23 protein-coding genes are annotated in these 24251 nt (G+C 33.3%); 8 read left to right on the top strand and 15 right to left on the bottom strand.

Annotated elements, in window-relative coordinates; translation table 11 throughout:
* Positions 1-23 precede the first annotated feature (23 nt).
* A complete protein-coding gene (locus KHA90_RS13900; protein ID WP_317197395.1) occupies positions 24-413 on the bottom strand; it encodes a DUF6660 family protein in 390 nt (129 codons plus the stop codon).
* Between the two features lie 650 nt (positions 414-1063).
* Here KHA90_RS13900 and KHA90_RS13895 point away from each other — a divergent pair.
* Both KHA90_RS13895 and KHA90_RS13890 read left to right on the top strand, forming a co-directional pair.
* Positions 1064-2185: a hypothetical protein gene (locus KHA90_RS13895; RefSeq protein WP_213301235.1), complete on the top strand. Its 1122-nt coding sequence runs from the start codon at positions 1064-1066 to the stop codon at positions 2183-2185.
* Between the two features lie 10 nt (positions 2186-2195).
* Positions 2196-2969, top strand: coding sequence for a porin family protein (locus KHA90_RS13890; protein ID WP_213301232.1), 774 nt, complete (start codon positions 2196-2198; stop codon positions 2967-2969).
* A 3-nt stretch (positions 2970-2972) separates the two neighbouring features.
* Here KHA90_RS13890 and KHA90_RS13885 read toward each other — a convergent pair whose 3' ends face one another.
* The 5 genes from KHA90_RS13885 to KHA90_RS13865 all read right to left on the bottom strand — a co-directional run bounded on the left by KHA90_RS13885 (position 2973) and on the right by KHA90_RS13865 (position 9861).
* Positions 2973-3557 carry a chemotaxis protein CheB gene (locus KHA90_RS13885; protein ID WP_213301229.1) on the bottom strand — a complete coding sequence of 195 codons (585 nt, stop codon included), beginning with the start codon at positions 3555-3557 and terminating at the stop codon, positions 2973-2975.
* Positions 3539-4348 (bottom strand): CheR family methyltransferase, encoded by an 810-nt coding sequence (locus tag KHA90_RS13880; protein ID WP_213301226.1) that lies wholly within the window; start codon positions 4346-4348, stop codon positions 3539-3541. The genes KHA90_RS13885 and KHA90_RS13880 overlap by 19 nt, the downstream gene beginning before the upstream one ends.
* Positions 4349-4355: 7 nt before the next feature.
* Positions 4356-4721, bottom strand: a complete 366-nt coding sequence (locus KHA90_RS13875; protein WP_213301224.1) for a response regulator — start codon at positions 4719-4721, stop codon at positions 4356-4358.
* Positions 4722-4968: 247 nt separating this feature from the next.
* On the bottom strand, positions 4969-8541 hold the full coding sequence (locus KHA90_RS13870) for a response regulator (RefSeq protein ID WP_213301221.1): 3573 nt from the start codon (positions 8539-8541) through the stop codon (positions 4969-4971).
* Between the two features lie 105 nt (positions 8542-8646).
* Positions 8647-9861: a hybrid sensor histidine kinase/response regulator gene (locus KHA90_RS13865; protein ID WP_213301218.1), complete on the bottom strand. Its 1215-nt coding sequence runs from the start codon at positions 9859-9861 to the stop codon at positions 8647-8649.
* A 300-nt stretch (positions 9862-10161) separates the two neighbouring features.
* Here KHA90_RS13865 and KHA90_RS13860 point away from each other — a divergent pair, with 300 nt between their 5' ends.
* Together KHA90_RS13860 and KHA90_RS13855 are read left to right on the top strand one after the other, a co-directional pair.
* Positions 10162-11010, top strand: coding sequence for an SDR family oxidoreductase (locus KHA90_RS13860; protein ID WP_213301215.1), 849 nt, complete (start codon positions 10162-10164; stop codon positions 11008-11010).
* 180 nt (positions 11011-11190) lie between these two features.
* Positions 11191-11451, top strand: a complete 261-nt coding sequence (locus KHA90_RS13855) for a SemiSWEET family sugar transporter (RefSeq protein WP_213301212.1) — start codon at positions 11191-11193, stop codon at positions 11449-11451.
* A gap of 280 nt (positions 11452-11731) precedes the next feature.
* On the opposite strand, the gene KHA90_RS13850 is transcribed toward KHA90_RS13855, so the two are convergent.
* Together KHA90_RS13850 and KHA90_RS13845 are read right to left on the bottom strand one after the other, a co-directional pair.
* On the bottom strand, positions 11732-12562 hold the full coding sequence (locus KHA90_RS13850) for a hypothetical protein (protein ID WP_213301209.1): 831 nt from the start codon (positions 12560-12562) through the stop codon (positions 11732-11734).
* Between the two features lie 394 nt (positions 12563-12956).
* Positions 12957-13346, bottom strand: coding sequence for a hypothetical protein (locus tag KHA90_RS13845; protein ID WP_244860337.1), 390 nt, complete (start codon positions 13344-13346; stop codon positions 12957-12959).
* Positions 13347-13695: 349 nt separating this feature from the next.
* Between KHA90_RS13845 and KHA90_RS13840 the strand changes: the two genes are divergently transcribed.
* Complete coding sequence (locus KHA90_RS13840; protein WP_213301206.1) at positions 13696-16905, top strand: PAS domain S-box protein; 3210 nt, start codon at positions 13696-13698, stop codon at positions 16903-16905.
* Between the two features lie 5 nt (positions 16906-16910).
* Here the strand turns inward: KHA90_RS13840 and KHA90_RS13835 are convergent, their stop codons facing one another.
* A complete protein-coding gene (locus tag KHA90_RS13835) occupies positions 16911-17342 on the bottom strand; it encodes a response regulator (protein ID WP_213301203.1) in 432 nt (143 codons plus the stop codon).
* A gap of 259 nt (positions 17343-17601) precedes the next feature.
* Here KHA90_RS13835 and KHA90_RS13830 point away from each other — a divergent pair, with 259 nt between their 5' ends.
* Positions 17602-18102: a pyridoxamine 5'-phosphate oxidase family protein gene (locus tag KHA90_RS13830; protein ID WP_213301200.1), complete on the top strand. Its 501-nt coding sequence runs from the start codon at positions 17602-17604 to the stop codon at positions 18100-18102.
* 325 nt (positions 18103-18427) lie between these two features.
* On the opposite strand, the gene KHA90_RS13825 is transcribed toward KHA90_RS13830, so the two are convergent.
* The 3 genes from KHA90_RS13825 to KHA90_RS13815 all read right to left on the bottom strand — a co-directional run bounded on the left by KHA90_RS13825 (position 18428) and on the right by KHA90_RS13815 (position 20517).
* On the bottom strand, positions 18428-19141 hold the full coding sequence (locus KHA90_RS13825) for a DUF72 domain-containing protein (RefSeq protein WP_213301197.1): 714 nt from the start codon (positions 19139-19141) through the stop codon (positions 18428-18430).
* Complete coding sequence (locus KHA90_RS13820) at positions 19138-19869, bottom strand: DNA-formamidopyrimidine glycosylase family protein (RefSeq protein ID WP_213301194.1); 732 nt, start codon at positions 19867-19869, stop codon at positions 19138-19140. The genes KHA90_RS13825 and KHA90_RS13820 overlap by 4 nt, the downstream gene beginning before the upstream one ends.
* 75 nt (positions 19870-19944) lie before the next feature.
* Complete coding sequence (locus KHA90_RS13815; RefSeq protein ID WP_213301191.1) at positions 19945-20517, bottom strand: YciE/YciF ferroxidase family protein; 573 nt, start codon at positions 20515-20517, stop codon at positions 19945-19947.
* 191 nt (positions 20518-20708) lie between these two features.
* On the opposite strand from KHA90_RS13815, the gene KHA90_RS13810 reads away from it, so the two are divergent.
* Together KHA90_RS13810 and KHA90_RS13805 are read left to right on the top strand one after the other, a co-directional pair.
* Positions 20709-21023, top strand: coding sequence for a hypothetical protein (locus KHA90_RS13810; RefSeq protein WP_213301188.1), 315 nt, complete (start codon positions 20709-20711; stop codon positions 21021-21023).
* Positions 21024-21195: 172 nt separating this feature from the next.
* Positions 21196-21705 carry a hypothetical protein gene (locus tag KHA90_RS13805; protein WP_213301185.1) on the top strand — a complete coding sequence of 170 codons (510 nt, stop codon included), beginning with the start codon at positions 21196-21198 and terminating at the stop codon, positions 21703-21705.
* Positions 21706-22055: 350 nt separating this feature from the next.
* Here the strand turns inward: KHA90_RS13805 and KHA90_RS13800 are convergent, their stop codons facing one another.
* The 3 genes from KHA90_RS13800 to KHA90_RS13790 form a co-directional block, all read right to left on the bottom strand.
* Complete coding sequence (locus KHA90_RS13800) at positions 22056-22703, bottom strand: DUF5661 family protein (protein WP_213301182.1); 648 nt, start codon at positions 22701-22703, stop codon at positions 22056-22058.
* A gap of 104 nt (positions 22704-22807) precedes the next feature.
* Positions 22808-22969: a DUF1328 family protein gene (locus KHA90_RS13795; protein WP_082421327.1), complete on the bottom strand. Its 162-nt coding sequence runs from the start codon at positions 22967-22969 to the stop codon at positions 22808-22810.
* A 109-nt stretch (positions 22970-23078) separates the two neighbouring features.
* On the bottom strand, positions 23079-24164 hold the full coding sequence (locus KHA90_RS13790; RefSeq protein WP_213301179.1) for a DNA topoisomerase IB: 1086 nt from the start codon (positions 24162-24164) through the stop codon (positions 23079-23081).
* Positions 24165-24251 lie beyond the last annotated feature (87 nt).

Genomic DNA, 24251 nt, shown 5'->3' with positions numbered 1-24251 from the left:
AAACGACTCAGGAAAGGGTATCATTATGCTATTTGTGGCGGCTGCCAGATACTTCCGTAGAAATTGGAAGCAAAAACGGAATTATAATTGGGTAATGGGATTGAAATTATTGAGTAAGCCACAGGAAAATCAAAACTTAAAGAATTTTGATAACTTAAAACCTGCGCTCCACAACAATTACACGCACAAAACGGAGAACATAAATCATTGTCCTTGTCATGTGTGTGATTTGCTTCTGATGAAAATTGGGCAGTTTTGTGAACGGCACTATTAATCTCCATATCTGCACAGGGCATATTGGAAAGCGCCATTAAATAAATTGATAATATAATTGTTATCCATTTCACCTTACAAAAGTAGTATATATTTCTTTTATAAAATGTAAATAATTGAAAATGATATTTGTGAAACATATTAATAAGGAATAACCAATTGAATTTATTGAAAATCGCAGCGGGCAATGTCATTAAGTTAATTGTTTTTGATAATTAAAGAATACGAACCAAGAGTCGAAATGTACCGTTAGGCACTAAATTTTGGTAGGTAATGTAGATTAGAAATACATTGGCGTGCCGTAGGTACGCAACAAAATGATAACTATTGCGTACCTAAATTCGCTAATCTTTGTCAAGTTTCTAGTGTGATTTCTGCTAAAAGCGAAATGACAAACCTTTGAGATTTTGCGCGGAATGTGATATTAAATTTACTATATCAATGATATATTGCTCCTCTGGAGCTTTGATTCCGCAATACAACAATTGAGCTATAAATATTACGCTTCTCTGAAGCTCACCGAAGAATTACATCGATCAGATTCTCTATTAAAAATCAAACGAAAATATTTTTTATCGAAAATATCAATTTCCTACAAAAAATTTATTACTGGTAAAAAAATTTATTTAACTTTAACAATAATTAACATATAAAAACTGTTTCTACATTTTAAGCCAAAAGTTCTATTAGACTATAAAACAAAAAGATACGCAGATTCTTCCTTAGAATACATTAGTACATATATATTTTACGCAGTTCTATTTTTTAACAATTATAAACACGAAAATCAATGAAATGTAATACACTAATATCCGCCTTTTTATTATTTTTTAGCATACAAATTTTTGGTCAGGTTTACACCGAAAAAATTGTAGGAGCAAAAAATCAGGAACTAAAAGACAGTCTTAAGGTCGAAAAATATCCTTATGCTTTGCCTATTTGGGGAGAAAAAGTAGCCCAAAAAGGATATAAATTACCGTATTCAGCAGGACTTTCGGTAAATTATTTCTGGCAGGATTCTGAAATTAACATTACTAATTTACAAGTTGGCTTTAATAATGGTCCTTTATATAATCTGGATGAAATTGTTCGTTTTGATAAATCATCTGTAGAGGTTGGTGCTATTACTATCCGACCTGACATTTGGCTTCTTCCTTTTTTGAATGTTTACGGAATTTTTGGAAAATCAAAACCCACAACTAAGATAAACGCGGGAATCTGGATTCCTGACGGTGATAATAACTGGTCACAAATTGCAAGTTTTAGTACTAAAGAAAATTTTGATGCTACTACTTTCGGGTTAGGATTAACACCTACAATTGGTATTGGCGGCGGATGGCTGGCACTTGATATGAATATGTCTTGGAGTGATGTTGATGCGCTGGACAAACCTGCTTTCTCCTATATTTTTGGTCCAAGATTAGGTAAAACGTTTAAACTGCCTAAACCAGACAGGAATATTGCGGTTTGGGTGGGCGGTTTCAGGGTTCATATTGAAGGAAATACAAAGGGAAATATCGCTTTATCTGATGTATTAAATTTAGATAATGCGCAGGAAAAAGTAGATACGGGTTTGAATAAAGTAGCCGAAAACCAGACAAAAGTCGATAGCTGGTGGGATGGATTAACGCCTGTACAGCAAAATAATCCGGCAAATATTGCCAAACACAATACTGCCAACAGAGCATTAACATCTGCCGGTAATTTTTTAGCAACTCTGGATGGGGCTTTGAGTACTGCAGGATCATCAACGGTACAATATTCATTGCAAAAAGCGCCTAAAGACATGTGGAATTTTATTGTGGGATCTCAGTTTCAATACAGTAAACATTATATGTTTAGGGTTGAAGCGGGATTTTTAGGAACCCGTACGCAATTTTTAGCAGGTCTTCAATATCGTTTTGGACTTTAAACCCAACTATATGAAAAAAGGTTTATTATTACTTATCGCATTGTTTTGTATGGCTCCGGCACGCTCTCAAGTTTTAATTTCCTTAATTTTTGGAGATAAATTGAATTCGCCTTTTCTGGAATTTGGCTTAGACGGCGGAGTGAATTTATCTACCATTTCTGATCTGGATAGCTCAGGAACTAATTTGGGTTTTAATCTTGGTTTTTATTTTGATATTCGATCTAAAAAAAATCCGTCATGGATGATTAATACGGGAGTAATCGTAAAATCGCCAATGGGTGCACACGGGATTCCGGTTTATTCTTTGAACGATGAAACGTTGGACAATGCTTTTGCGGGCGGAAGTGTAAATCGCGAAATCAGGTATTTTAATGTTCCTATTTTAATTAAATATCAGTTCAAGAATAATATATACCTTAAAACTGGTCCTCAATTTGGATTATTGGCGAAAGCTTTTGATGAATTTACTAAGGAAGTTAACAAAGATGATGTGGTTTATAAAAAGAATATCCGGGATCAAATTCGGGTTATTGATGCCGGAGTTGCTCTTGGCGCGGGTTATCATATGAATGTGGGGAACGGTTTAAACATAACGCTTCAATATTATTACGGATTGGTTCCTGTGATGAAGGGCGACGGACCTGATGTGTATAACAGATCTTTATACCTTACGGCGGGAATCCCCATTGGAAAAGGAAAAGCGGCGCAAAGAAGAGCTGAAAAAGAAAAGGAATTGAACAAGGTTATCCTTCCGGAAGATGAAGAACCGAAAAAGACCAATTAATTTTTAACTGTTGATCGAAATAATAAATCGAAGGATTTCGTTGATGTTTAAAATGTATTCTGGGTCGTTATACAAAATCGCATTATTGGGCATAAAAGGCATATCTGCCGAAAGCGGATTTTGAACTGCAATTGTTCCTCCTGCGTCTTTGATCATTTTTAAACCCTGAGTTCCGTCAGAATTCGAACCGGACAATAATATTCCGACTAACGAACTTCCAAAGATTTCTGCTGCTGATTCAAATGAAACATCAATACTGGGACGGCTATAATTAATTTTCTCTGAGATATCTAACGACATTGTTTCGTTTTTCTCAAAAAGCAAGTGATAATTTGATGGCGCAACATACACATATCCTGGTAAAAGCGGCACTTTGTCTTCGGTTAATTTAAACGGAATACTTGACTTTAAAGAGATAAGATCTTCTAAAGTCTGATCATCTGTACTTTTGCGGTGCACAACAAGTACTATTGCAAAACCATTTAAGTCCGGCAACTCAGGCAGGATTTGCATTAAGGCATTTAAGCTGCCGGCAGATCCTCCTATAATTACGACTTTAATGCCTGATATTATTTTATTTTCCTCCATATTTTTTCCTTATCCAACTGTTTGTATTTGCTCATAGGAATAGAATATTTAATTGTTTCTTTTGTTCCTAAAGCTAAGAAACCTAAAACAGCTAAACTTTCATCAAATAAATTAATGACTCTTTTTTGAAGATCATTATCAAAATAAATTAAAACGTTACGGCATAGTATTAAATCAAATTCATTGAATGAAGTATCTGAAACTAAATTATGCTGGGAGAAAACCATTTTCTCTGCAAGTTCTTCATTGAACTTGGCGATTCCGTAATTGGCAATATAATAGCTCGAAAAATCTTCCTGACCTCCAGATGTACGATAATTTTCTGAGTATTCTTTCATCATTCGTAAAGGGAAAATTCCTTTTTTGGCTGTTTCCAGAACGGTTGCATTAATATCTGTAGCATAAATTAAGGATTTATGCAGCAAACCTGCTTCCTTTAGCATTATAGCCATCGAATATACTTCTTCGCCTGTAGAGCAGCCTGCGTGCCATAACCTGATAAAAGGTTTTGTTCCTAATAACGGTAAAATTTCGTTTCTGACTACGGAATAAAAAGCCGGGTCGCGAAACATCTCGGTAACATTTACCGTGATTTCGTCGACCATTCTTTTATAATATTCAGAGTCATACCTTACTTTAGACAGAAATTCATGAAAATGGGTAAATCCATCTAAATGAAATAGTCTGTTTACACGCCTTTTTAAGGAAGCTCTGGAATAGCAGCTAAAGTCGAAACCATAATATTCATAAACATCATTTATGAGTGTTTCTAATTCGATATCCTCAATCATACTTCGTTCAAATTTTGCTTAATATAAGCAGTAATTTATCTACATCAACAGGTTTTGAGATATAATCATCTGCTCCTGCATCTAGACATTTTTCTTTATCTCCAATCATCGCTTGCGCTGTTACGGCGATAACAAAAGTCGATCTTCTGTCAGGAAGTGCTTTTATTAACGGAATCGCGTCATAACCGTCCATTTCCGGCATCATCATATCAATTAAAATGGCATCGATGTTTTGATCTGTACTTAATATTCTCAAAGCTTCTTCAGCACTTAAACAAGACAAGCAATCAAATGATTTGGCACGTAAAGTGTGTTCTAAAGCAAAAATATTTCTAGAATCATCATCGATAATTAAGAGTCTTTTTTTATTCATTTCGTCCACTTTTTAAAATTAAGTTTTGTTTGTTTTTATTTTTTTTGCCACAAATTTTTAAAAATTAATTCGTGAAAATTGGTGTAATTCGTGGCTAACTTTTTCTTTTCTTTTGCCAAGTATAAACTTTTTTTTTACCGCAAATTTCACAAATTAGCCCAAATTTTTAAAATTGATTCGTGAAAATTCGGGTAATTCGTGGCTAACTTTTCAATTTATAATTTATAATTTACAATTAATAACTAGCTTACATTTTATCATACAACCACACTCGCAATAACGAAAGCAATTGATCGATATCTACCGGTTTTGTGATATAATCTGATGCTCCGGCTTTGATGCATTTTTCTCTGTCGCCGGTCATTGCTTTTGCTGTTACGGCAATCAACGGTAAATTAATGAATTTAGAGATTGAACGTATTTTTTCGGCGGTTTCGTAACCATCCATATTTGGCATCATCATGTCTAATAATACGATGTCAGTATCTGGATGTTCCTCTAAAATTTTGATGGCTTCCTTACCATCAAATGCTGTAATTACATTCATTTTAAAAACTTCTAAAGCTTTTGTTAATGAATAAATATTACGAACGTCGTCATCTACAATTAATACCTTTTTTTCATGCAGAATATTATTTAGTAAATTTAGCTTTTTATGGCTTTCTTTTTTGTCTTTTCCCTCTTTTTTATCTTCAACTAAATGAAGGAAAAGCGAAACTTCATCAAGCATTCTTTGGTATGAATGTGCCGTTTTTACAATAATTGAATCGGCGTATTTTTTAATTTTCACCTCTTCTTTCATTGACAAACTTTTTCCTGTAAAAACAATTACCGGAATATTTTCCAGCCCAGGTCTTTTTTTAACTCCGTCTAAAATTTCATAAGCTTGTTTGTCAGGAATTCCCATATCCAGGATTACACAATCTATTTCTGATTTATTTAAAGCTTCTAATCCTTGTGAAACTTCGCTTTTTATTTCCGAATTAATATTATAAGTTTCTAAGAAATAAGACAATGCTTTTGCGTGTTGTGGATTATCCTCAATAATTAACACCTTTTGTGCTTCCTTATTAATGATGTGTTCTATTCGTAAAAACACATCCGGAATCTTATCAAATGCAACTGGTTTATCTAAGAAATCTACTGCTCCTTTTAATAAACTTTCCTGTTTTAATTTGTGCGATGACATAATATGAACGGGAATATGTTTGGTTTGTGAATGATTTTTTAATTCTTCCAATACTTCCCAACCGCTTTTTATTGGCAATTCAATATCTAATAAAATACCCACCGGTTTATAAAGCAATGTGAAGTTTAAGGCATAATCTCCTCGAACAGAAACGATTCCTTTATATCCTTTTTGACGGGTAAAAGCTAAAAGTGATTTTGCGAAATTAATATCATCCTCAACAATTAAAATTACTTTGTCATTTGCCGTAATCGAATCCCTGTCATCTTCGATTTCATCCGGAATAGTAGCACTTAAATATCTGTTTTTTACCGGTTCTATTTTTTCTTCCTGAACCTCGGTAAACTCTGTTGGAGGAATTTTTTCTACATTAATTTTATGAGTTGCAGATCCAAAAACCGGTAAACATAAGGTAAACGTACTTCCTACATTTTCTGTACTATGCAAGATAATTTCACCTCGAAGTAATTTTGCTAATTCACGGCTTATTGATAATCCTAAACCTGTCCCTCCGTATTTACGTTTTGTTGAACCATCGGCTTGTTGAAAAGCTTCGAAAATTAAAGGTTGTTTGTTTAACGGAATCCCAATTCCGGTGTCTTTTACAATGAAACAAATGATTTTATCGTCATCTGTGTTTATTTTAATTTCTAAACTTACTGTTCCTTTTTCGGTAAATTTAATGGCATTTGAGATTAGGTTTTTCAAAATTTGCTCCAAACGCATTTTGTCGGTTTTAATGACAATTGGCGCATCTTTCGAAAGAATTTCAAACTTAATTCCTTTTTCTTTTGCAACCTGATTGAACAGATTCCATAAGGTATCCGTGATTTCTTTTGTAGAAACATCTAAAAATTCAAGTTCCATTTTACCGGCTTCAATTTTAGATAAATCAAGAATTTCATCGATAAGTCCTAATAGGCTATTTCCTGAACTCTGGATTACTTTTGCAAATTCAATTTCTTCTTCCACCATGCTTTTGTTATTATTTTCGGATAACAAACGGCTTAAAAGTAAAATAGAATTTAAAGGTGTTCTTAATTCGTGCGACATATTCGCCAGGAATTCTGATTTGTAACGAGTTGTAAGTTCTAGAGCTTCTGATTTTTTCTGGATTTCAGTATTTTTTTCTTCCAGTAAAACACTTCTTTCAGACAATTCTTCATTGGTTTGTTCCAGCTCTTCCTGTTGTACACGAAGTTCTTCTTCTGATGCCTGAAGTTTTTCTGTTTGCGCTTCTAACTCTGCATTAATCGCTTCTAATTCACTGTGTTGCACCTGAAGTTCTTCAGATTGAGATTTGGTTTCCTCCAGCAGCTCCATCACTCTTTTTCTGTTTTGAGTTGATTTAATTGCGATTCCAATGTTGTTTGCAACAGCTTTTAAAAACTCTAAATGCAAGTCTGAAAATCCGTAAATACTTGCCAGTTCTATAGCGCCTTCAACTCTGGTATCCAATAGCGGAACTGCCACAATATGAGTAGGTTTTATTTCGCCCAAAGCATAATTAATATGAATATTATCCGGAGATAAAGTCTTTAATTCCAGTATTTTTCCTGAAATTATAACTTGCCCTATTAATCCGTCACCTTTTTGAATTCGTTCACGGTTTTTGCTTGGTATATAACTGTATCCTCCTGCAACAAAAAGTTCACCTTCTTCTAAAACATATAAAACTCCTGCACTGCTATTGGTATATTGGCATACAAATTCAATAACATCTTTTGATAGTTTTTGCAGTGTTTTATCGCCTAACATTACATTATTAAGATTGGCGATACCTGTTTGAAGCCACTCTTTTTGAGACAATAAATCAAAAGATGATTTTAAGGAAACTCCCATATTATTCAATGATTCCCCTACACTACCAAGCGCATCTGCCTGATTATCATCTACCCGAATATCATAATTTCCGCTTGAAATGTTACTGGCAATTGAGCTTATGGCAAGAATTCGCTCTGCGGTTTCTTTATCTTTTTTGATTAACTCGCTTTGAAGTAAACTACGCTCGTTGTAATCTTTTAGGATTCTGATCAGGAATACAATCGAAATAACAAAGGCAATAATAAAAGCTACAACAATCAAAATGATACTGTAAGTCCCGTAACGCTCTGAGTTTTCGTTACGCTCCTTTAAAAGACCTTGCTCTGTGCTTTCAACTGTTTTTATTTGTGCACGCAAATCACTCATCATATTTCTACCTTCGTTAAGGTCAAATGTGACTGAATTTTTACCTAGTCTCTTTTTTACGATTTGATTGTTCAGGTATTTAAAAAAATTGCTGCGCTGCGTTTTTAATTCTTTTAACTGAGCCTGTTGCGAAGGATTATCAACAGTAAGTTCACTCACTTTTTCAAAATAAGCATTAGATCTTATTTCTGCATCATTATATCTGTCTACAAATTGTTCTTCGCCAGTAATGAGGTAACCGCGCATACTGGTTTGCGCTTCAATAATTATAGCCGAACCTTCGTTCAGGTTATAAATTACTTCCTGAGTGTGATTTACCCAGAAATTACTATTTAATAAGCTTTTAATACTAAGAAACGAAGCGGTAGAACTGATCATTAAAACCAGTAACGAAACCATCGAACTTATTAATAAATTTCTTTTAAAATTATTATTCTTCATTTGCCAATTGTGAATTTAATTATAGGTTGCTTTGGGGTGTTTTTATATTTTTTTGCGCGAGATTAAAGATTTTAAATGATTTTTAAATCTCTGAGCAAATATGATTTATACGTATTTTAAAGGAAGTATGATAATAAAGCTTGCGCCCTCGCCTAACTTACTTTTTGCCGTGATTAATCCGTTGTGTTTTTCGATGATTTTTTTGGCAATTGCCAATCCTATTCCTGTTCCTTCATAAGATTGTCTATCATTTAAACTTTGGAAAATAATAAATATCCTGTCAAGGTAAATTTCATCAAAACCAATTCCGTTATCTTTTACTGTAATTCGACAAAATTTCCCTTCGGAGGAAACCGGGCTTTCAAAAGATTTATCAGCAATTAATTCAGATGTAATTTCGATTAATGGATTTTGAGAAGTTCCGGAGAACTTTAATGCGTTACCGATTAAGTTCTGGAAAACCTGTCTCAACTGGCTTGGAATACTATCTATTGTGGGAAGTTCACTGGTTTTTATGGTAGCCTTTTTTCTTTCGATCAGATAATCAAAATCTGAAAGTACTTCCTGCAAAACCTCATTTAAGTCTGTTACTTCTGGTTTTACCTGCGATGACAATCTTGAATATGCTAATAAATCAGTGATTAAAGTCTGCATTCTTTCTGCTGATTTAATTGTACGGTCAACATAATCAACTGCCTTAGCATCATCAGCAAGATAAAGTTCTTTAATTATTTTTATAAAGATCTGAATTTTCCGGATTGGTTCATTTAAATCGTGTGAAACTACCCATGAAAATTGCTGAAGTTCATGATTTTTCATCTCTAATTCCTCGTTTTTCAAAACAAGTTCTTTTGTTCTTTCGGCGATTTTAATTTCGAGATTATCCTGAGCTTCTTTTCGTATAATAATTTCTTTTGAGAGTAATTCTTTTATACCTTTTAATTCTCTTTGCTGATCGTAAATCTTAAGGAAAGTTTTTACTTTTAAAATCAACAAATCGCTGTCTACAGGTTTTGTAATATATTCAACTGCACCAGTTTCATATCCTTTAAAAATATATTTTTTCTCGATATTAAGAGCTGATAAAAATATAACCGGAATGTCTTTTGTACGCTTATTACCCGAAAGAATTTTTACTACCTCAAAACCGTCGAGTCCCGGCATCTGAACATCCATAATGATCAGGCAATAGTCTGTTTTTAAAATTTTTTTAAGGGCTTCTTCACCAGATTCGGCAGTATCCACATCAATATCATGCAGCTCTAATGTTTTCTTCAAGGCAATAATATTTGCCTTTATATCGTCAACGATTAATACCATACTGGTTTGGGGAGTAAAGTTTTATGAATTATTATATGTTTTTAGTTTCAAAAATGTTCGAAAAATGTCATTTAAAACAGCTGATTCTATATTTAAATAACGTCAGTCAAACCTTCAAATTTATAAAAAAAATTGACAAACGTCTTTTACAGAAAAAAAAATTCGTTACATAATTCCCATGTTTAGCCTTGGTACTGTGTAACCCTACTTTTTGAGATAATCTTAAATTTCTTACGGTTAATATGTTTTTTAAAGATTAATTATTTTTAGAGTTATGTTAATTGATTAAAATATAGTGTTATGAAAAAACCTAAAACATTTCCTGAACAAAAACAGAATCTTCCGGGGAACGAATATCAAATGAATCCTGAACCGGAAATTATAAGAGAAAACTACGCCGGAAGTGGCAAACTGCTGGGAAAAGTAGCTTTTATAACTGGTGGTGACAGCGGAATTGGACGAAGTGTTGCCGTACATTTTGCCAGAGAAGGTGCTGATATTGCGATTGTATATTTAAAAGAAGATAAAGATGCATTAATAACTCAGGAACTTATTGAGAAAGAAGGCCGACAATGCTTGATTATCAGTGGCGATTTGAAGGAAGAAAAATTCTGCAAAAGCGCAGTAAAAAAATGCCATACTCATTTTAAAAAACTAAATATCGTGGTGAATAATGCTGCGGTTCAATTTCCTCAAACTGATCTTGAAGATATTACATCAGCGCAACTTCATAAAACTTTTGAGACTAATATATATCCTTATTTTTATATTGCAAAAGCGGCACTTCCGTTTTTGCAGGAAGGTGATGCTATTATCAACACAAGCTCTGTAACTGCTTATCGCGGAAGTGAACATCTGGCGGATTATTCGAGCACAAAAGGTGCGATTGTTAGTTTTACCAGATCACTATCAACCATGCTGGCCAAAAAGAAAATTCGGGTAAATGGCGTTGCACCAGGACCAATCTGGACGCCACTAATTGTGGCAAGTTTTGACAAAGTATCTGATTTCGGTAAAGATAATCCGATGAAAAGAGCCGGTCAACCCTCAGAAGTTGGACCAGCTTATGTATTTCTGGCGTGTGAAGACAGCAGTTATATGACAGGACAATTTATTCATATTAATGGTGGTGAATTGGTTGGTGGATAATGTTTTGAAGAAGAAAGATAATAGATGTGAGAAGAAAGATGTGAGAAGAAAGATAATAGATGCAAGAAGAAAGAAGAAAGAAGAAAGAAGAAAGATGTGAGAAGAAAGAGTAAACTTTACAAAATTAAAAACTTAGAACCTTAGCAACACAGTATCTCAGAACCTTTAAAAAATAAAAAAATGAACTATACGGACATTATTGGACTTTTTGCCGGAATTTGTGTGACTATTTCGGTTGTTCCGCAGATTATTAAAGTTTGGAAGACAAAAAAGGTGAAGCAAATCTCGCTTAAAACCTTTGGGATTCTGACTTTTGGATTATTGATTTGGATTATTTACGGTATTATCAAAAATGATTTACCTATAATAATTACCAACTGCGTCTCGTTTTGTCTAAATTTAATTATGGTTTATTTTATTATTTATTATGAGAAGGAATGAGGTGCTAAGGTGCTGATTTACTCAGTTACTAAGGTTCTGAGTTTTTTTGTTGAAACCGCCAATCTTTGTCGAGTTACTTACGTGTCCTTCCACTTCGCTCAGGATGACAAAAAGAGATTAAAAAATCTGTTTTAAATCTGCGTTTTCGCTTTAGCGAATCCGTGTCATCCGTGTGCCATTCTCATTCCCTGCCCGCAATTCCTTCATCTATATAAATAAAATAAAAAAACAGCTCGTCAAAAGCTGTTTTTTCGTCTGATAAAAGTGTATGTGTTGCTTATTAGCTAGCTAGTTTTTGATTGTACGGCTTATATGATAAAAGGTGTTTTTCTTTAAAAATACGTGGCAGATAATTGCGGCTCGCTAATCCCGCAGCACTAATTACTTCAGAGATATTCATGTGTGAAATTCTTTTGATCTCATTAATTTGCCTGGTTGCCATATTTACAATTGGATCAAATGTTTTGATATAATTATAACTATGCTGCGCTATCTCCATTTCAATAATTTCTTTTAAAATCACTTTTCTAAGCAAGTTTCTAACAATTCCTTGCTGAGGAACCTTTTTAAGTTCCTGCCATTTACTTATAATTTTTGTGTTTTCAGACCCTACATAAATATAGTTTCCGGATTCGTTTATAAATCTTTTCTTCAATTGAGAAATGATTTCTGGATTTTCATCTTCAGTAAATGCCATTGTTGGCATTCCTATTAATGAAAATTCAATGTGTTTATGACTTTCAAAATAAAGAACACTATTAATAACTGATGTATTACTAAGCACACCTGTTTGATTCTCTTTAATGATTTTTTTCTCACCATTTGCACCAAAACTATGGGCTAATTTCCCGCTTTCGCAATAAGCAAAAAGTATTGGAGCAGCCTGAAAAGATTCCATACTTATAGATACATCCTGAGTCAACATAAGATCAAAATGAATATGAGACATATTATTATCAAGACAAATTCCTGTAATAGTTCCTTTTGCCCATTTTGATTTAATTGTCAAATTGTATTCATTATTGATTGTGGTTAATTCACCATTAAAACTCTCTTGAAGATCGTTAAAAATAGCGTTGAATCCGCCTGTGTTTAAGTATAGTTTTTTCATAATGGCTGGTTTTTAATACACTTATTTTATACTTTTTCTGTACAAAATATAAATTGGTTTTTTATCTTATTTTGATAATTCAAATTTCATACATATTACTAATCAAACCTTTATACAATTTCAGTAAGATATTTCATAATTAAAAGGACAGGGATTTTATGGATTAGGATAGCCCACGGATTGTACGGATATAACTGGTCTTCACGGGTTAAAACTTTTAAACTTTTAAACTTTTAAACTTAAAACCTATGAACCTCTGAACCTTTTCTAAAAAACTGAGAACCTTAGTAACTCAGCAACTCAGTACCTTCAAAAAAAAAAAAAGCAGCTGCTCCAGATAAATCTGAAACAACTGCTCCCCAGCAAAATAAAAAAAATACTAATCTATTTTTCCTTATGTAAGTTCACTTATATCGGCATTTGTCGAATAATTTTCTTCTGGAATATCCTTGAAAAATTCAGCTTCTTCAAGATCTGCCGTAGGGCCATATCCTATTAAATGGGTTCCTTTTCTTTTGTCTTTTGTTTCAATTATATACAAGATTGACATATCATCCGGATCACTCATTCCTTCGTATCTATGATGTGCTACAATAAATATTTCATCTGGTTTATATGCATATTTAGATTCTGAATCAATTAAACATCCATCTTGAAATAAATAATTTGTATTATATCCTTCGTTTTGGTACTTTTTTATATAGTCGGTTTCGTGTTTTTGTTCTTTTTTCATGATTGCCTGAATTAATGATTTTCTCAAATCAGTTGATAATTCAAATTTCATCAATCATAACAGATATAATTAACTCAATAGATTTTAAAATTACCTCATTCAAAAAAACTAAATGAGATGTTTATTTATTTTACTAATTTTAAAGACTGTCAAATTCAATATGGAAAATACTATAAAATAATAGACATAATAAACACGTAAAAACCTAGATTATAGGGCAAAAAAAACATTATAATACCAATATATTTCTTTCAAATAATTAGCGATATATTTAAAAAATGAAGTGCCTTTTAAAAATAAAAAAATCTGTGCTTTTATGCATTGAATCAATTAAATACAACTAATTATTATATTTAAAGAATCTCTTTTATTGTTTTAAACAAAACAAAAATAACTTTTAATGAATACTGTAAATCACGATTTCCTAGCCAAAGGAGGCGAAATGGGATCTTTAACCCGCGATAAAGACTGGAGTAAAACATCTATTGGTCCTGTTGAATTATGGCCTCAAAGTTTACGTACTACTTTAGGTATTTTGTTAAATTCAAAATTCCCAATGTTTCTGTTTTGGGGACCTGACCATATTTGTTTCTACAATGACGCATATCGCCCAAGCCTTGGCAATGACGGAAAACATCCTGCAATATTAGGACAAAAAGGCGCTGAATATTGGCCGGAAATCTGGGATTTTATAAAACCTTTAATTGATCAGGTTCTTACTGAGGGCGAAGCAACCTGGCATGAAAATCAATTACTACCCATATATCGTAACGGAAAAATAGAAGATGTTTACTGGACTTTTAGTTATAGTCCCGTAAATAATGATGACGGTAAAATAGCCGGAGTTCTTGTAATTTGTGACGAAACTACCGAAAAAGTAAAGTTAGTTCAGAATTTAGAAACCAGTAATACGCGTTACAAAGACAATATTTTACAGACTCCAAATGCCATGTGCATATTTAGAGGAAAGGATTATATTATTGAGATTGCGAACGAATTAATGCTGGAAATCTGGGAACGAAAAATAGAAGATGTTATCAACAGACCCGTTTTTGAAGCATTACCAGAAGTTACCGGACAAGGCTTAGAAGATGTTTTACTAAATGTTTACACTACCGGAGAACGTTTTACAGCTTATGAACTTCCCGTAAAACTAACGCGCAAAGGCAAGGTAGAAAACACATTTATTAATGTTGTTTATGAAGCATTAAAAGAACCTGACGGAACAATTTCCGGGATTGTGGCTATTGCAAATGATGTAACAATGCAAGTTATTGCCAGAACTGTTGTGGAAGAAAGCGAAAAGCGTTTTAGAGATACTGTAAAGCAGCTTCCGCTTGGGATTGCGATTCTCAAAGGTGCTGATTTAATTGTTGAAATGGCAAATCCTACTTATCTTCAAATCATAGATAAAACGGAAGATGAAGTTTTAAATAAGCCTGTATTCAAACCTGTTCCTAAAGCCAAAGATGCCGTTTTTCCTTTACTTTCAAAAGTATATAAAAACGGAATTCCGTATTATACTGATGAATTAGAGGTAACTTTAAATCGTCATGGTAAACAGGAAATTTGTTATTTTAATTTGGTTTTTCATCCTTTAAAAGATGAAAATGATACCATCGAAGGCGTGATAATTGTGACTTATGAAGTTACAGAAGCCGTAAAAGCACGTTATCTTTTGACTGAAAGTGAACAGGCTTTTCGTAATCTGGTAATGGATTCTCCTATTGCGATGGCAATTTTTAGAGGAAAAGATCATATTATTGAAATGGCAAATAATGCCATGATGAAAACGATCTGGCAAAGAAATGAAGATGAAACTATTGGAAAACCTATTCTTGAAATATTTCCTGAATTATTAGAACAAAAATATTCTGAACTATTAGATCAAGTAGTGCTTGACAAAAAAATTATTACAGAAAATGAATCACTTGCTTATGTAAATATTAAAGGGGATCTTAAAAAGTTTTACTTTGATTATCAATACACTCCGTTACTTGAAAAAGAAGGAAACGCATCCGGTGTTATGGTTAACGTAAATGATGTAACAGCAAAAGTAGAAGCCCGTAAAAAGGTTGAAACCGCAGAACAAAGGGCACGACTAGCCGCCGAAATTGCTCAAATTGCTACTTGGGATCTAAATGTGCCCACGCAGGAATTAATCTATTCAGAGAATTTGCCCACTATTTTTGGACATGATAAGGCATTAAAAATAACGCGGTCTGAAATTCACCGTCAATTTCATCCTGACGATAAAATTATTTTAAAAGAAGCGTTTCAAACGGCTCTTAAAACAAGTATATACAAATATGAATTGCGTATCATAAAACCCGATGATTCTGTTTCATGGATCAGGGCGCACGGAAAAATATTTTATGATGAAGATAAAAATCCTGTAAAAATGCTGGGTACTGTCATGGATATTACTGATGAAAAAAATAATCAGCAGGTTTTGATGGAAAGTGAAGCTAAGTTCAGGCTTCTCGCCAACTCTATGCCGCAGCATATCTGGACGAGTGATGCACTTGGTAATTTGAATTATTTTAATGAATCTGTTTTTACATATTCCGGAATGCCTGTAGACGAAATTGTGAAAAAAGGATGGCTTCAAATTGTACATCCCGATGATCGCGAAGCAAATGTTACTGCATGGACAGAAGCTATAAAAACTGGAAATGACTTTTTACTGGAACATCGTTTTCGTCGCTATGATGGGGAATACAGATGGCAATTAAGCCGTGCAATCGCTCAAAAAGATACTAACGGCAATATTCAAATGTGGGTTGGAACAAGTACTGATATTCAAGATCAAAAGAATTTTTCAAATCAGCTGGAAAAAGAAGTTCAGGAGCGTACCGCACAATTAGAACTCAAAAACAAAGACCTTATCAACATGAATATTGAGCTTCAGTCTTTCGCTTATATTTCAAGTCATGATTTGCAGGAACCACTGCGTAAAATCCAGACTTTTGCCAGTAGATTGTCTGATTTAGATGAGCAAAATATTTCGGCGAAAGCCAAAACTTACTTAAACCGAATTGAGTTTGCAGCCAAAAGAATGCAGACTTTAATACAGGATCTTTTAGAATATTCGAGAACAAACTCAGCAGAAAGAGTGTTTGTAAAAACAAATTTAGACGACATTGCCGAGGAGATTTTAAGTGATTTCTCTGATCGTATTGAGGAAAAAAATGCAGTTGTTAATTTTCAGCCTTTAGGCGAAGCAACTATAATTCCGTTCCAGTTTAGGCAATTGCTTCATAACTTAGTTGGAAATGCGCTAAAATTTTCCAAAAAAAATATTCCGCCTTTTATTGAAATTAAGGCAAAAAGCATCAAAGGAAAAGATATTAAAAAAGATATAAATTATCCTGATAAAACCTACTACCATCTTCAGATTTCGGATAATGGAATTGGTTTTAATGCCGAATATAAAGAACGCATATTTGAAGTTTTTCAGCGTTTAAATACTGAAAGTGAATTTGCAGGAACAGGAATTGGCCTGGCTATTGTAAAAAAGATTGTAGAAAACCATAAAGGACTTATAACGGCAAGTGGCGAAAAAGATAAAGGCGCCACTTTTGATATATATATTCCTGAATTACAGTAATTCACTTATGTTTTATAAACAAAGTTTTTATCTGTTGGATTGAATTTTTTCCAATCAATTTCTAGTGCGTGTTCTATTGATCTTATGATATCTTTCATTAAAACCGGCTTTGTAATGAAGTAATTAGCACCTAAATTGCGACATCTTTCGATAATACTTGGCTCGTTTGAAGTTGAGAATATAATTACCGGAATATCACTTTTCGGGTCTGAATTCCTAAGTTCTGTCAAAACATCAAAACCGTTTTTTCCCGGCATGTTCAGATCTAAAAAAACAACATGTGGAGTTGGCGGAGGATTGTAAATTGCATTTAATAACTTTTCACCTCCTGAATAGGTCTTAAGCTGTACTTTCTTTGGTAAAGATTCTACTGCATCTGTAAAAATGCTCAAATCATCTTCATCATCATCAGTATAAAATATAGTAAAATCAGTCATGGGGCGTTTTGTAATTGGGTATTTTTCTTTAACAAAGATAACCAAAAATATAAATTAATCAATTTATTTTACTTTATCATAAAAAAAATTAATAATTGAAATCTCATAATTTTTAAATCTAATTGTGTAAACGAAAAAGATATAAAAACAGCAATTTTACTAATAGAAAATTTCAAGTAAAACCTCTTATTATACAACTCATATAATGAGACTTTTAAAGGGTTTATTTAAATAATTAAAAATTAAAAAATAAAATATTATGGGAGATCATAAAGACCTTACAGACGAATTTGCAGTAGATAAAATCAAAGATCTTGCAGAAAATATTAAAACATGTATGTTTTGTACATACGACGAATATAGATTGCAATCGCGCCCAATGTCTGTTCAGAAAATTGATGATTTAGGTCAGCTTTGGTTTTTGTCTGACAGAAACAGCACGCACAATGCTGAGATTACTTTAAATCCTCAAGTGGAATTATTCTTCGCTGAACCACACGATAAATTTCTTACTATTCACGGAACTGCAAGTATTGAATATGACAGAGAAACGATTAAAGAATTATACGACCCAATTGTGAAAGTCTGGATGCCAGGAGGCGAAGATGATCCCAATTTAAGTGTCATAAAAGTAGTTCCTGAAGATGGTTATTACTGGAACAATAAAAACGGGAAAATGGTTGCTATCGCAAAAATGGCGACTGCATTTGTAACCGGAAAAACAATGGATGACGGTATTGAAGGTAATTTGAAACTGTAATTTATTGGCAGCATATTTTAACCGAAAAGTAAAAAACGCAAAGCTAGCTAAGATTAATTTCTTAGAGAGCTTTGCGTTTTTTTATTGTCATTTTTAATGTTATTTACAAGCTTCCACAAACCCACAATAGCCCAATATTGTCATTCTGAAAAACGAAGAATCTCAGCAAGAAACTCTACATTCGTAACAATTGCAACGGAGTTACTAACGAAGATTCTTCGTTCCTCAGAACGACAAAGCGGGCACATAATTCAAAACTACTCACTACTTTATCTCATCCTATTTTCGTCTTAACGAAAGTTAAATTGCAAAAATGCGAAAAACATTATTCCAACATATGTTTTAACTGTAAAGCATTCAAAATCCCTGCTTCACTTGCGGTATTATTAAAGTAAACAAACGCTGATTTTAAATGTATTGCATCTTTTATATAAAGTAATTCTTCAGGTGAATAACTTGAGTAAAACATCTTAGATTTTCCGTGAAGTCTGATAAAAATCAGAGGGAAATCTGTAAAAATCGTGTCTGGTAATTGCGGATGACTAACGCTGCAGAACGTAATATTGTTTTCACGAAAGGTGTCCCAGACTTCCTGATTCCACCAACTTATATGACGAAATTCAATTACATTTTTGAACTTTAAATCCAAATTATCGATGATTCTATGCAGTTTTTCGATGCTAAAATGATAACTCGGTGGAAATTGAAACAAAACACAGCCTAATTTCTCTTTTAAACCTGTTTCGCAGACATTATAGAACTCATTAATTCGATCCTGGCAATCTTCAAACTTGTTAAAATGTGTAATTTCTTTGGGTGCTTTTACCGAAAAAATAAAATTTTCCGGCGTTTTATTGTACCAATTCTGAAACACTCTGACTGTTGGAAACTTGTAAAAGCTTCCGTTGAACTCATACGTGCTAAAATGCTGGCAATAAAACTCGAACATCTTAGAAGATGACAGGTTGTCAGGGTAGAAAATCCCCTTCCAAAACCGATTATTGAAACTTGAACAGCCTATTTGAACTTCATTTTTCATATGTGTAATTGTTGGCAGTTAGTACAAAAAAAACTTCTCCTCTTTTTTTTACCTGTCTGTTTTTTCACAAAAGGAAGATTACATCTCAGGCACGTTTTTTTAGTATGAGCGAGCCAATGTTTTTTTAATTCAAATTTCTTTTTCCAATACAGGAATTCGAAACTATAAATTGAACATTCGGCGATAAGCTCATCGAGTTTTTCTGATGGGATTTTTCCAACTAAAGATTCGGGATGAATTCGGCATCGATATAAAACTTCATTTTTAATAATGTTCCCTACTCCCGAAAAAATATCCTGATCGAGAACTGCATCGCAAATCATTTGGGTTGGAATTAAATTGAGATTTCGCTTTGCTTTTTTGGGATCCCAATTTTCATTCATCACGTCAACACTCCAATCGTAATATTGATTGACATCGCCTTCTAAAATTTTAACGGAACAGGTATAGAAATTAATTTCTCCGTCATCAAAACCCAAACTTAATCTTGGCTCAGTTTCTTTCCGTTCATTGACTCGATAAGTCCCAAACATGAGCAAATGAATTTTAACGGAAAAATCGTCAAAACAAATTAAAAAGTTTTTCCCCCAGGTTTTAAAGGCAAGTATTGTTTTGTTGTTCAGGCGTTGAATATCTATTGCGCTATTTCCGGAAACAGTTAAAATTTTCTGACCGGTAAATTGCTGCACATCTTCTTTTAGGATTAATATGGATGGACCTTCGGGCATAATATTACTTTTTAGATTATAAACTAAAAAAGTGCAGTTTTTCAGGCTGCACTTTATATCCTGTTTTGTTTTATATTAATCAGCTTCGGCCGCTTCAAGATTTACGGCATTTACAGCAACTTCTGTTAGTTTTTTATCTGCGCCTTTTTCTTCGTCAAGAGTCAGCTCTAATAAAGCAGCAGCATCTGGTAAACCAAGCGTTTCTGCAAACTGTCTCAAAGTTCCGTAAGTTGCAATTTCATAATGTTCGATTTTTTGGCTTGCCGCAATAATTCCTGCATCACGCACCACTCCTATTTCGGTTTCTTCAAGAATTCCTTTTCCCTCTTCAATTAAGCCTTCCATGGCGTCGCATTTTTTTGCTGAGGCTTTCTTAGCAATAATATCAAACACTTGCTCTAAACGCACGATTTGCTCCTCTGTTTCGATAAGGTGATTGTTTATTGCATCGATTAATTCAGGCGATGTTGCATTTTTAGCCATTAAAGGCAATGCTTTTGTCAAAGCCTTCTCTGCCCAATAAATATCCTTTAGTCCATCTTCAAACAATTCCGTCAATCCTGATGCTGCATTTGATTTTGGTTTTGTTACTCCTTTTTTTACTTCTGGTTTCGAAGCAGTCTCTTTTTTACTATCTGTAGTTTTCATGGTAATAATTTTTGTTATTAATATTTGATAAAATTACTATGTTGATTATCAGAGAGGTTATATATTTATTTATTAAAGTTGTATTCTAAACACCTGTATATTATACAAGTAGATTTTAGAATTCTGTAAGACATTTTTTTTTAATGGGAGATAAATTTGTAATAGAAAATTTTATCATAAAAACATATATCATGGAAACATATAACGATCATACGTATCAGGAAGCTGAACTTTACTTTCAACAAAAATATCAAAGAGGACATTTAGATATTGATACCGCAATTTTAATTGACAGAGCAATTGATTCTCTTTTAAAAAAAGACAATATCACCAGAAATGAAAATATTCCAAATGAGGAGCAAGTTATAAATGAAGACGATCATATCACAAATACCGAGACTGAAGAGGACGAATTAAATCAGCCTGAAGATTTTGAAGATGAAGTGGAACACATTGAAGACGAAGATCATTTTGAGGATGACGATTTAGAAAGAAACGATAATTAGATTTCTTGTTAACTTGAAAAAATTAGAAAGACTGTTATTTTGCGGTAACAGTCTTTTTTTTGTTCATTTTATAACCATCTGTTAATTATACAATTACACAATACAATTCTATAATAAAAACTATTTGTTTCGTCCTAGATTTGTAATATAGAAATATTAAAAACTAGAAATCATGAATACTACAGATCAAAATAACAGCATGATTAAAGGAAATAAAGATCCTAGAAATCAGAATCCAAATACAACTGATAGAAATAATTTGATGAACGAAGAATTATACGATATCGACGACATGAAAGAAACTGATAACGACAATAGCGAAATCGCAGAACGTGGTTATACGGTTAGAAACGGACATAATCCTGACACGCCAAATCCGGATGAACTTACGGATGACGAGGATGATCTCACCGATGATTTTCATAGCGAAAGCGACCTCAACTCAAATACCGAGGATTTATACGAAGAAAAACTGGACAACAACGGCAATAATGTCGACGCAATCGACGAACTGGATAATCCGTCCGACGCTTCTTTAGAAAGAGAAGAGGAAGATTTCAACGAAACCGAAGATGTTCTGGAAGACATAGACGATGAGGAAGAAGAAAGCGATTATATCGAAGATGATGTTCAGGAAGAAGAAGATGTAGAATATCCGGATAATGATCCGAGGAAGTTTTAAAGGAAGAGGTTCAAAGATGCAAAGGTTCAAAGGAACAAAGGTTTCTTTAGAAAGCGTAAAGGTTCAAAGTTTATTTTATAGAAAAGCCGTTAAGTTTATTAACGGCTTTTTTATGTTTTCAATCTTTGTCATATGGATGAAGAAAGATCATAAATAACTCGCCAAAGAATAGGGAATTACTTTTTAGAATTTCTAGTGTGATCCTTCCTCCGTCAGGATGACAAAGCAACTAAAAAGCCTTTGTCCCTTTGAACCTTTGTCCCTTTGAACCTCTTCCTTTGAACCTTCCTCAAAAAGCCTTTGTCCCTTTGAACCTTTCCTCAAAAAAACCTTTGAACCTCAAAATAAACCTAATCCCCAATAATTTCCAAAACCGGAATATCATCCATTTTCTCCAGACGTTCAGCTAATCCTGCTTTTGCTTCTTTTAATTCGTCTTCGGCTTTTGTAAGTTCTTCGAGAAGTTCTTCTTTTTCTGATGGAACTTTTTCCATTTTACGCTTTATTTCATAAATCTCGCCCTCGGCTTCCATGATTTTTAAGCGTTTGTAATAAGTTAGGCTTTCGGTCATGTGCGCTAATGCAATCATTGCTGTTAGAAACGGATGATTATTAGTTACGTTTACGTCTTTAATTTTCCCGTGTTCGAGTTCTACTTTTAATGCAAAAGCAAATTCTTCCATATTAAAAGCTTCGTATTTACTTTCAGGATTTAAGTAAGCCTTAATCGATTCAACATTGTTCATTGTAGACAAATCGACATCAGTTTCTTTATTTTCGCTTAAATCGTTAAAAACCACGTTTCCTATTGCTCTTGCTTCGGCAACGGTTGGATCATTATCAGGATTTTCGAAATCACGCGTCGACCAATCCCAATTTTCAGGATGAACAGGTTTTATATACTTTTCACAAAAATCCGTCACATCGTTTTTTAAACTTACCATCACATCATCTCTTTTGACATAAACATCCTGGTAAGCGCCGCTCTTAGTTCCCATAATTATTTTTTTTTGATTTTTTGATTTTTTTTTGAAATGACAAACGACACAAATACCTGAATAGATGTGTCGTTTTGAGTTTTTTATTTTTTATTTACTGAGCTTTAAATGCTTTTTCTTCCGCTTATTAATGAAATAATAAATAAGACTAAAAATATAAAGAATAAAACTTTAGCGATACTTGCGGCTCCAGCGGCAATTCCACCAAAACCAAATATTCCGGCAATGATAGCAAGAATAATAAAAATGACTGTATAACGTAACATAAGCTTGTGATTTTAGTTAATAATGATTTTGTTTGTTACTCAAATTTCATACTTTTAAAAGAGATGTATTAACTCTAAGCGATATATTGTTAGCGCGATAAAACGCTAGTTATAATAAATTGATCTGATAGTTCTGTATTAATTCAGAAAATGCAATTTCGCTATGCGAAAAATGTTCTCTGTTACTTCGGCATTTTTTTGCACGATCAAAATACTGCTCAATTGAACCATCTTCATAAGTTGAAACCAATAGTGGATGAACATAATAATTCCTGCAAACATTTCTGGTATTTCCCAGCGCTTCGGCAGTTGCATCAAAGGCGGTTAAAATGTTCTTTTTAATTTCTTTTTCGTCCGGTGTGGTTCCAATTTCCATTAAAGTTTCAAAAAATATAATCGAAGCCGCCCAGGTTCTAAAATCTTTGGCGCTAAAATATTCTCCTGAAATTTCATGTAAATACTGGTTCACCATATGACTGTCCAAGACTTTTCTTTCGCCGTTCTTATCATAATATTTAAAAACTTCCCAACCCGGAATTTCTTCACATCTGCTTACTAATTTTACCAGTTTTTTGTTTCGGGTTGTAATGGTGTGTTTTACGCCTTTTTTTCCGGTAAATTCAAACTTAAGCGAATTGTTATTAATGTCTATATGGCGTTTTCTCAAAGTCGAAAGTCCGTATGATTTATTGTCTTTCGCATATTTTTCATTTCCAATCCTGATATGCGTTTCCTCCATTAATCGAATAACAAGAGCCACGACTTTTTCCTTCGACCATTCTTTTGCTTCCAGATCCTCGTCGACTTTTTTTCTGATTAAAGGCAATTTACTTCCAAATTCGGCTATTTTATAAAACTTAGTCTGGTTGCGTATTAAATTCCATCTTGGATGATATCTATATTGTTTTCTGTTTTTATCATCTAAACCAACCGCTTGTAAATGTCCGTTTGGTAAATCCGAAATCTGAACATTTTGCCAAGCCGGCGGAAGAACCAAACTATTTATGCGTTTTAATTCACTTTTTTGTTTAATACAGCGACCGTTTTTTTTATAAATAAAACCCTCATCGCATTTGCATCTTTCAATAGGCAGCGTTTGATTGCTTATGTAAACTAAATCCAGTTTTTCAATGACCAAATGCGGAGTTTTGATCAATTGATTCATTAGTTTTTCGGCTTTTGCTGCTGCATTCATGATGTTTTTGATTTATTTATTGTGCCACTCCCGATTGTTATCGGGATTAGAGATTGAAGAATTTGATTTTTTTCCGATATATTCTAT

This window comes from Flavobacterium psychroterrae (assembly GCF_018380615.1).
In the GTDB taxonomy this organism is placed as follows: Bacteria; Bacteroidota; Bacteroidia; order Flavobacteriales; family Flavobacteriaceae; genus Flavobacterium; species Flavobacterium psychroterrae.
Note: the sequence above shows the minus strand (reverse complement) of the source record. Positions and strands in the feature narration are given on the sequence as shown.

Bases quoted from the DNA above. Each gene is read 5' to 3' on its own strand.
- KHA90_RS13900 (WP_317197395.1), bottom strand. From the start codon at position 413: ATGTTTCACAAATATCATTTTCAATTATTTACATTTTATAAAAGAAAT.
- KHA90_RS13895 (WP_213301235.1), top strand. From the start codon at position 1,064: ATGAAATGTAATACACTAATATCCGCCTTTTTATTATTTTTTAGCATA.
- KHA90_RS13890 (WP_213301232.1), top strand. From the start codon at position 2,196: ATGAAAAAAGGTTTATTATTACTTATCGCATTGTTTTGTATGGCTCCG.
- KHA90_RS13885 (WP_213301229.1), bottom strand. From the start codon at position 3,557: ATGGAGGAAAATAAAATAATATCAGGCATTAAAGTCGTAATTATAGGA.
- KHA90_RS13880 (WP_213301226.1), bottom strand. From the start codon at position 4,348: ATGATTGAGGATATCGAATTAGAAACACTCATAAATGATGTTTATGAA.
- KHA90_RS13875 (WP_213301224.1), bottom strand. From the start codon at position 4,721: ATGAATAAAAAAAGACTCTTAATTATCGATGATGATTCTAGAAATATT.
- KHA90_RS13870 (WP_213301221.1), bottom strand. From the start codon at position 8,541: ATGAAGAATAATAATTTTAAAAGAAATTTATTAATAAGTTCGATGGTT.
- KHA90_RS13865 (WP_213301218.1), bottom strand. From the start codon at position 9,861: ATGGTATTAATCGTTGACGATATAAAGGCAAATATTATTGCCTTGAAG.
- KHA90_RS13860 (WP_213301215.1), top strand. From the start codon at position 10,162: ATGAAAAAACCTAAAACATTTCCTGAACAAAAACAGAATCTTCCGGGG.
- KHA90_RS13855 (WP_213301212.1), top strand. From the start codon at position 11,191: ATGAACTATACGGACATTATTGGACTTTTTGCCGGAATTTGTGTGACT.
- KHA90_RS13850 (WP_213301209.1), bottom strand. From the start codon at position 12,562: ATGAAAAAACTATACTTAAACACAGGCGGATTCAACGCTATTTTTAAC.
- KHA90_RS13845 (WP_244860337.1), bottom strand. From the start codon at position 13,346: ATGAAATTTGAATTATCAACTGATTTGAGAAAATCATTAATTCAGGCA.
- KHA90_RS13840 (WP_213301206.1), top strand. From the start codon at position 13,696: ATGAATACTGTAAATCACGATTTCCTAGCCAAAGGAGGCGAAATGGGA.
- KHA90_RS13835 (WP_213301203.1), bottom strand. From the start codon at position 17,342: ATGACTGATTTTACTATATTTTATACTGATGATGATGAAGATGATTTG.
- KHA90_RS13830 (WP_213301200.1), top strand. From the start codon at position 17,602: ATGGGAGATCATAAAGACCTTACAGACGAATTTGCAGTAGATAAAATC.
- KHA90_RS13825 (WP_213301197.1), bottom strand. From the start codon at position 19,141: ATGAAAAATGAAGTTCAAATAGGCTGTTCAAGTTTCAATAATCGGTTT.
- KHA90_RS13820 (WP_213301194.1), bottom strand. From the start codon at position 19,869: ATGCCCGAAGGTCCATCCATATTAATCCTAAAAGAAGATGTGCAGCAA.
- KHA90_RS13815 (WP_213301191.1), bottom strand. From the start codon at position 20,517: ATGAAAACTACAGATAGTAAAAAAGAGACTGCTTCGAAACCAGAAGTA.
- KHA90_RS13810 (WP_213301188.1), top strand. From the start codon at position 20,709: ATGGAAACATATAACGATCATACGTATCAGGAAGCTGAACTTTACTTT.
- KHA90_RS13805 (WP_213301185.1), top strand. From the start codon at position 21,196: ATGAATACTACAGATCAAAATAACAGCATGATTAAAGGAAATAAAGAT.
- KHA90_RS13800 (WP_213301182.1), bottom strand. From the start codon at position 22,703: ATGGGAACTAAGAGCGGCGCTTACCAGGATGTTTATGTCAAAAGAGAT.
- KHA90_RS13795 (WP_082421327.1), bottom strand. From the start codon at position 22,969: ATGTTACGTTATACAGTCATTTTTATTATTCTTGCTATCATTGCCGGA.
- KHA90_RS13790 (WP_213301179.1), bottom strand. From the start codon at position 24,164: ATGAATGCAGCAGCAAAAGCCGAAAAACTAATGAATCAATTGATCAAA.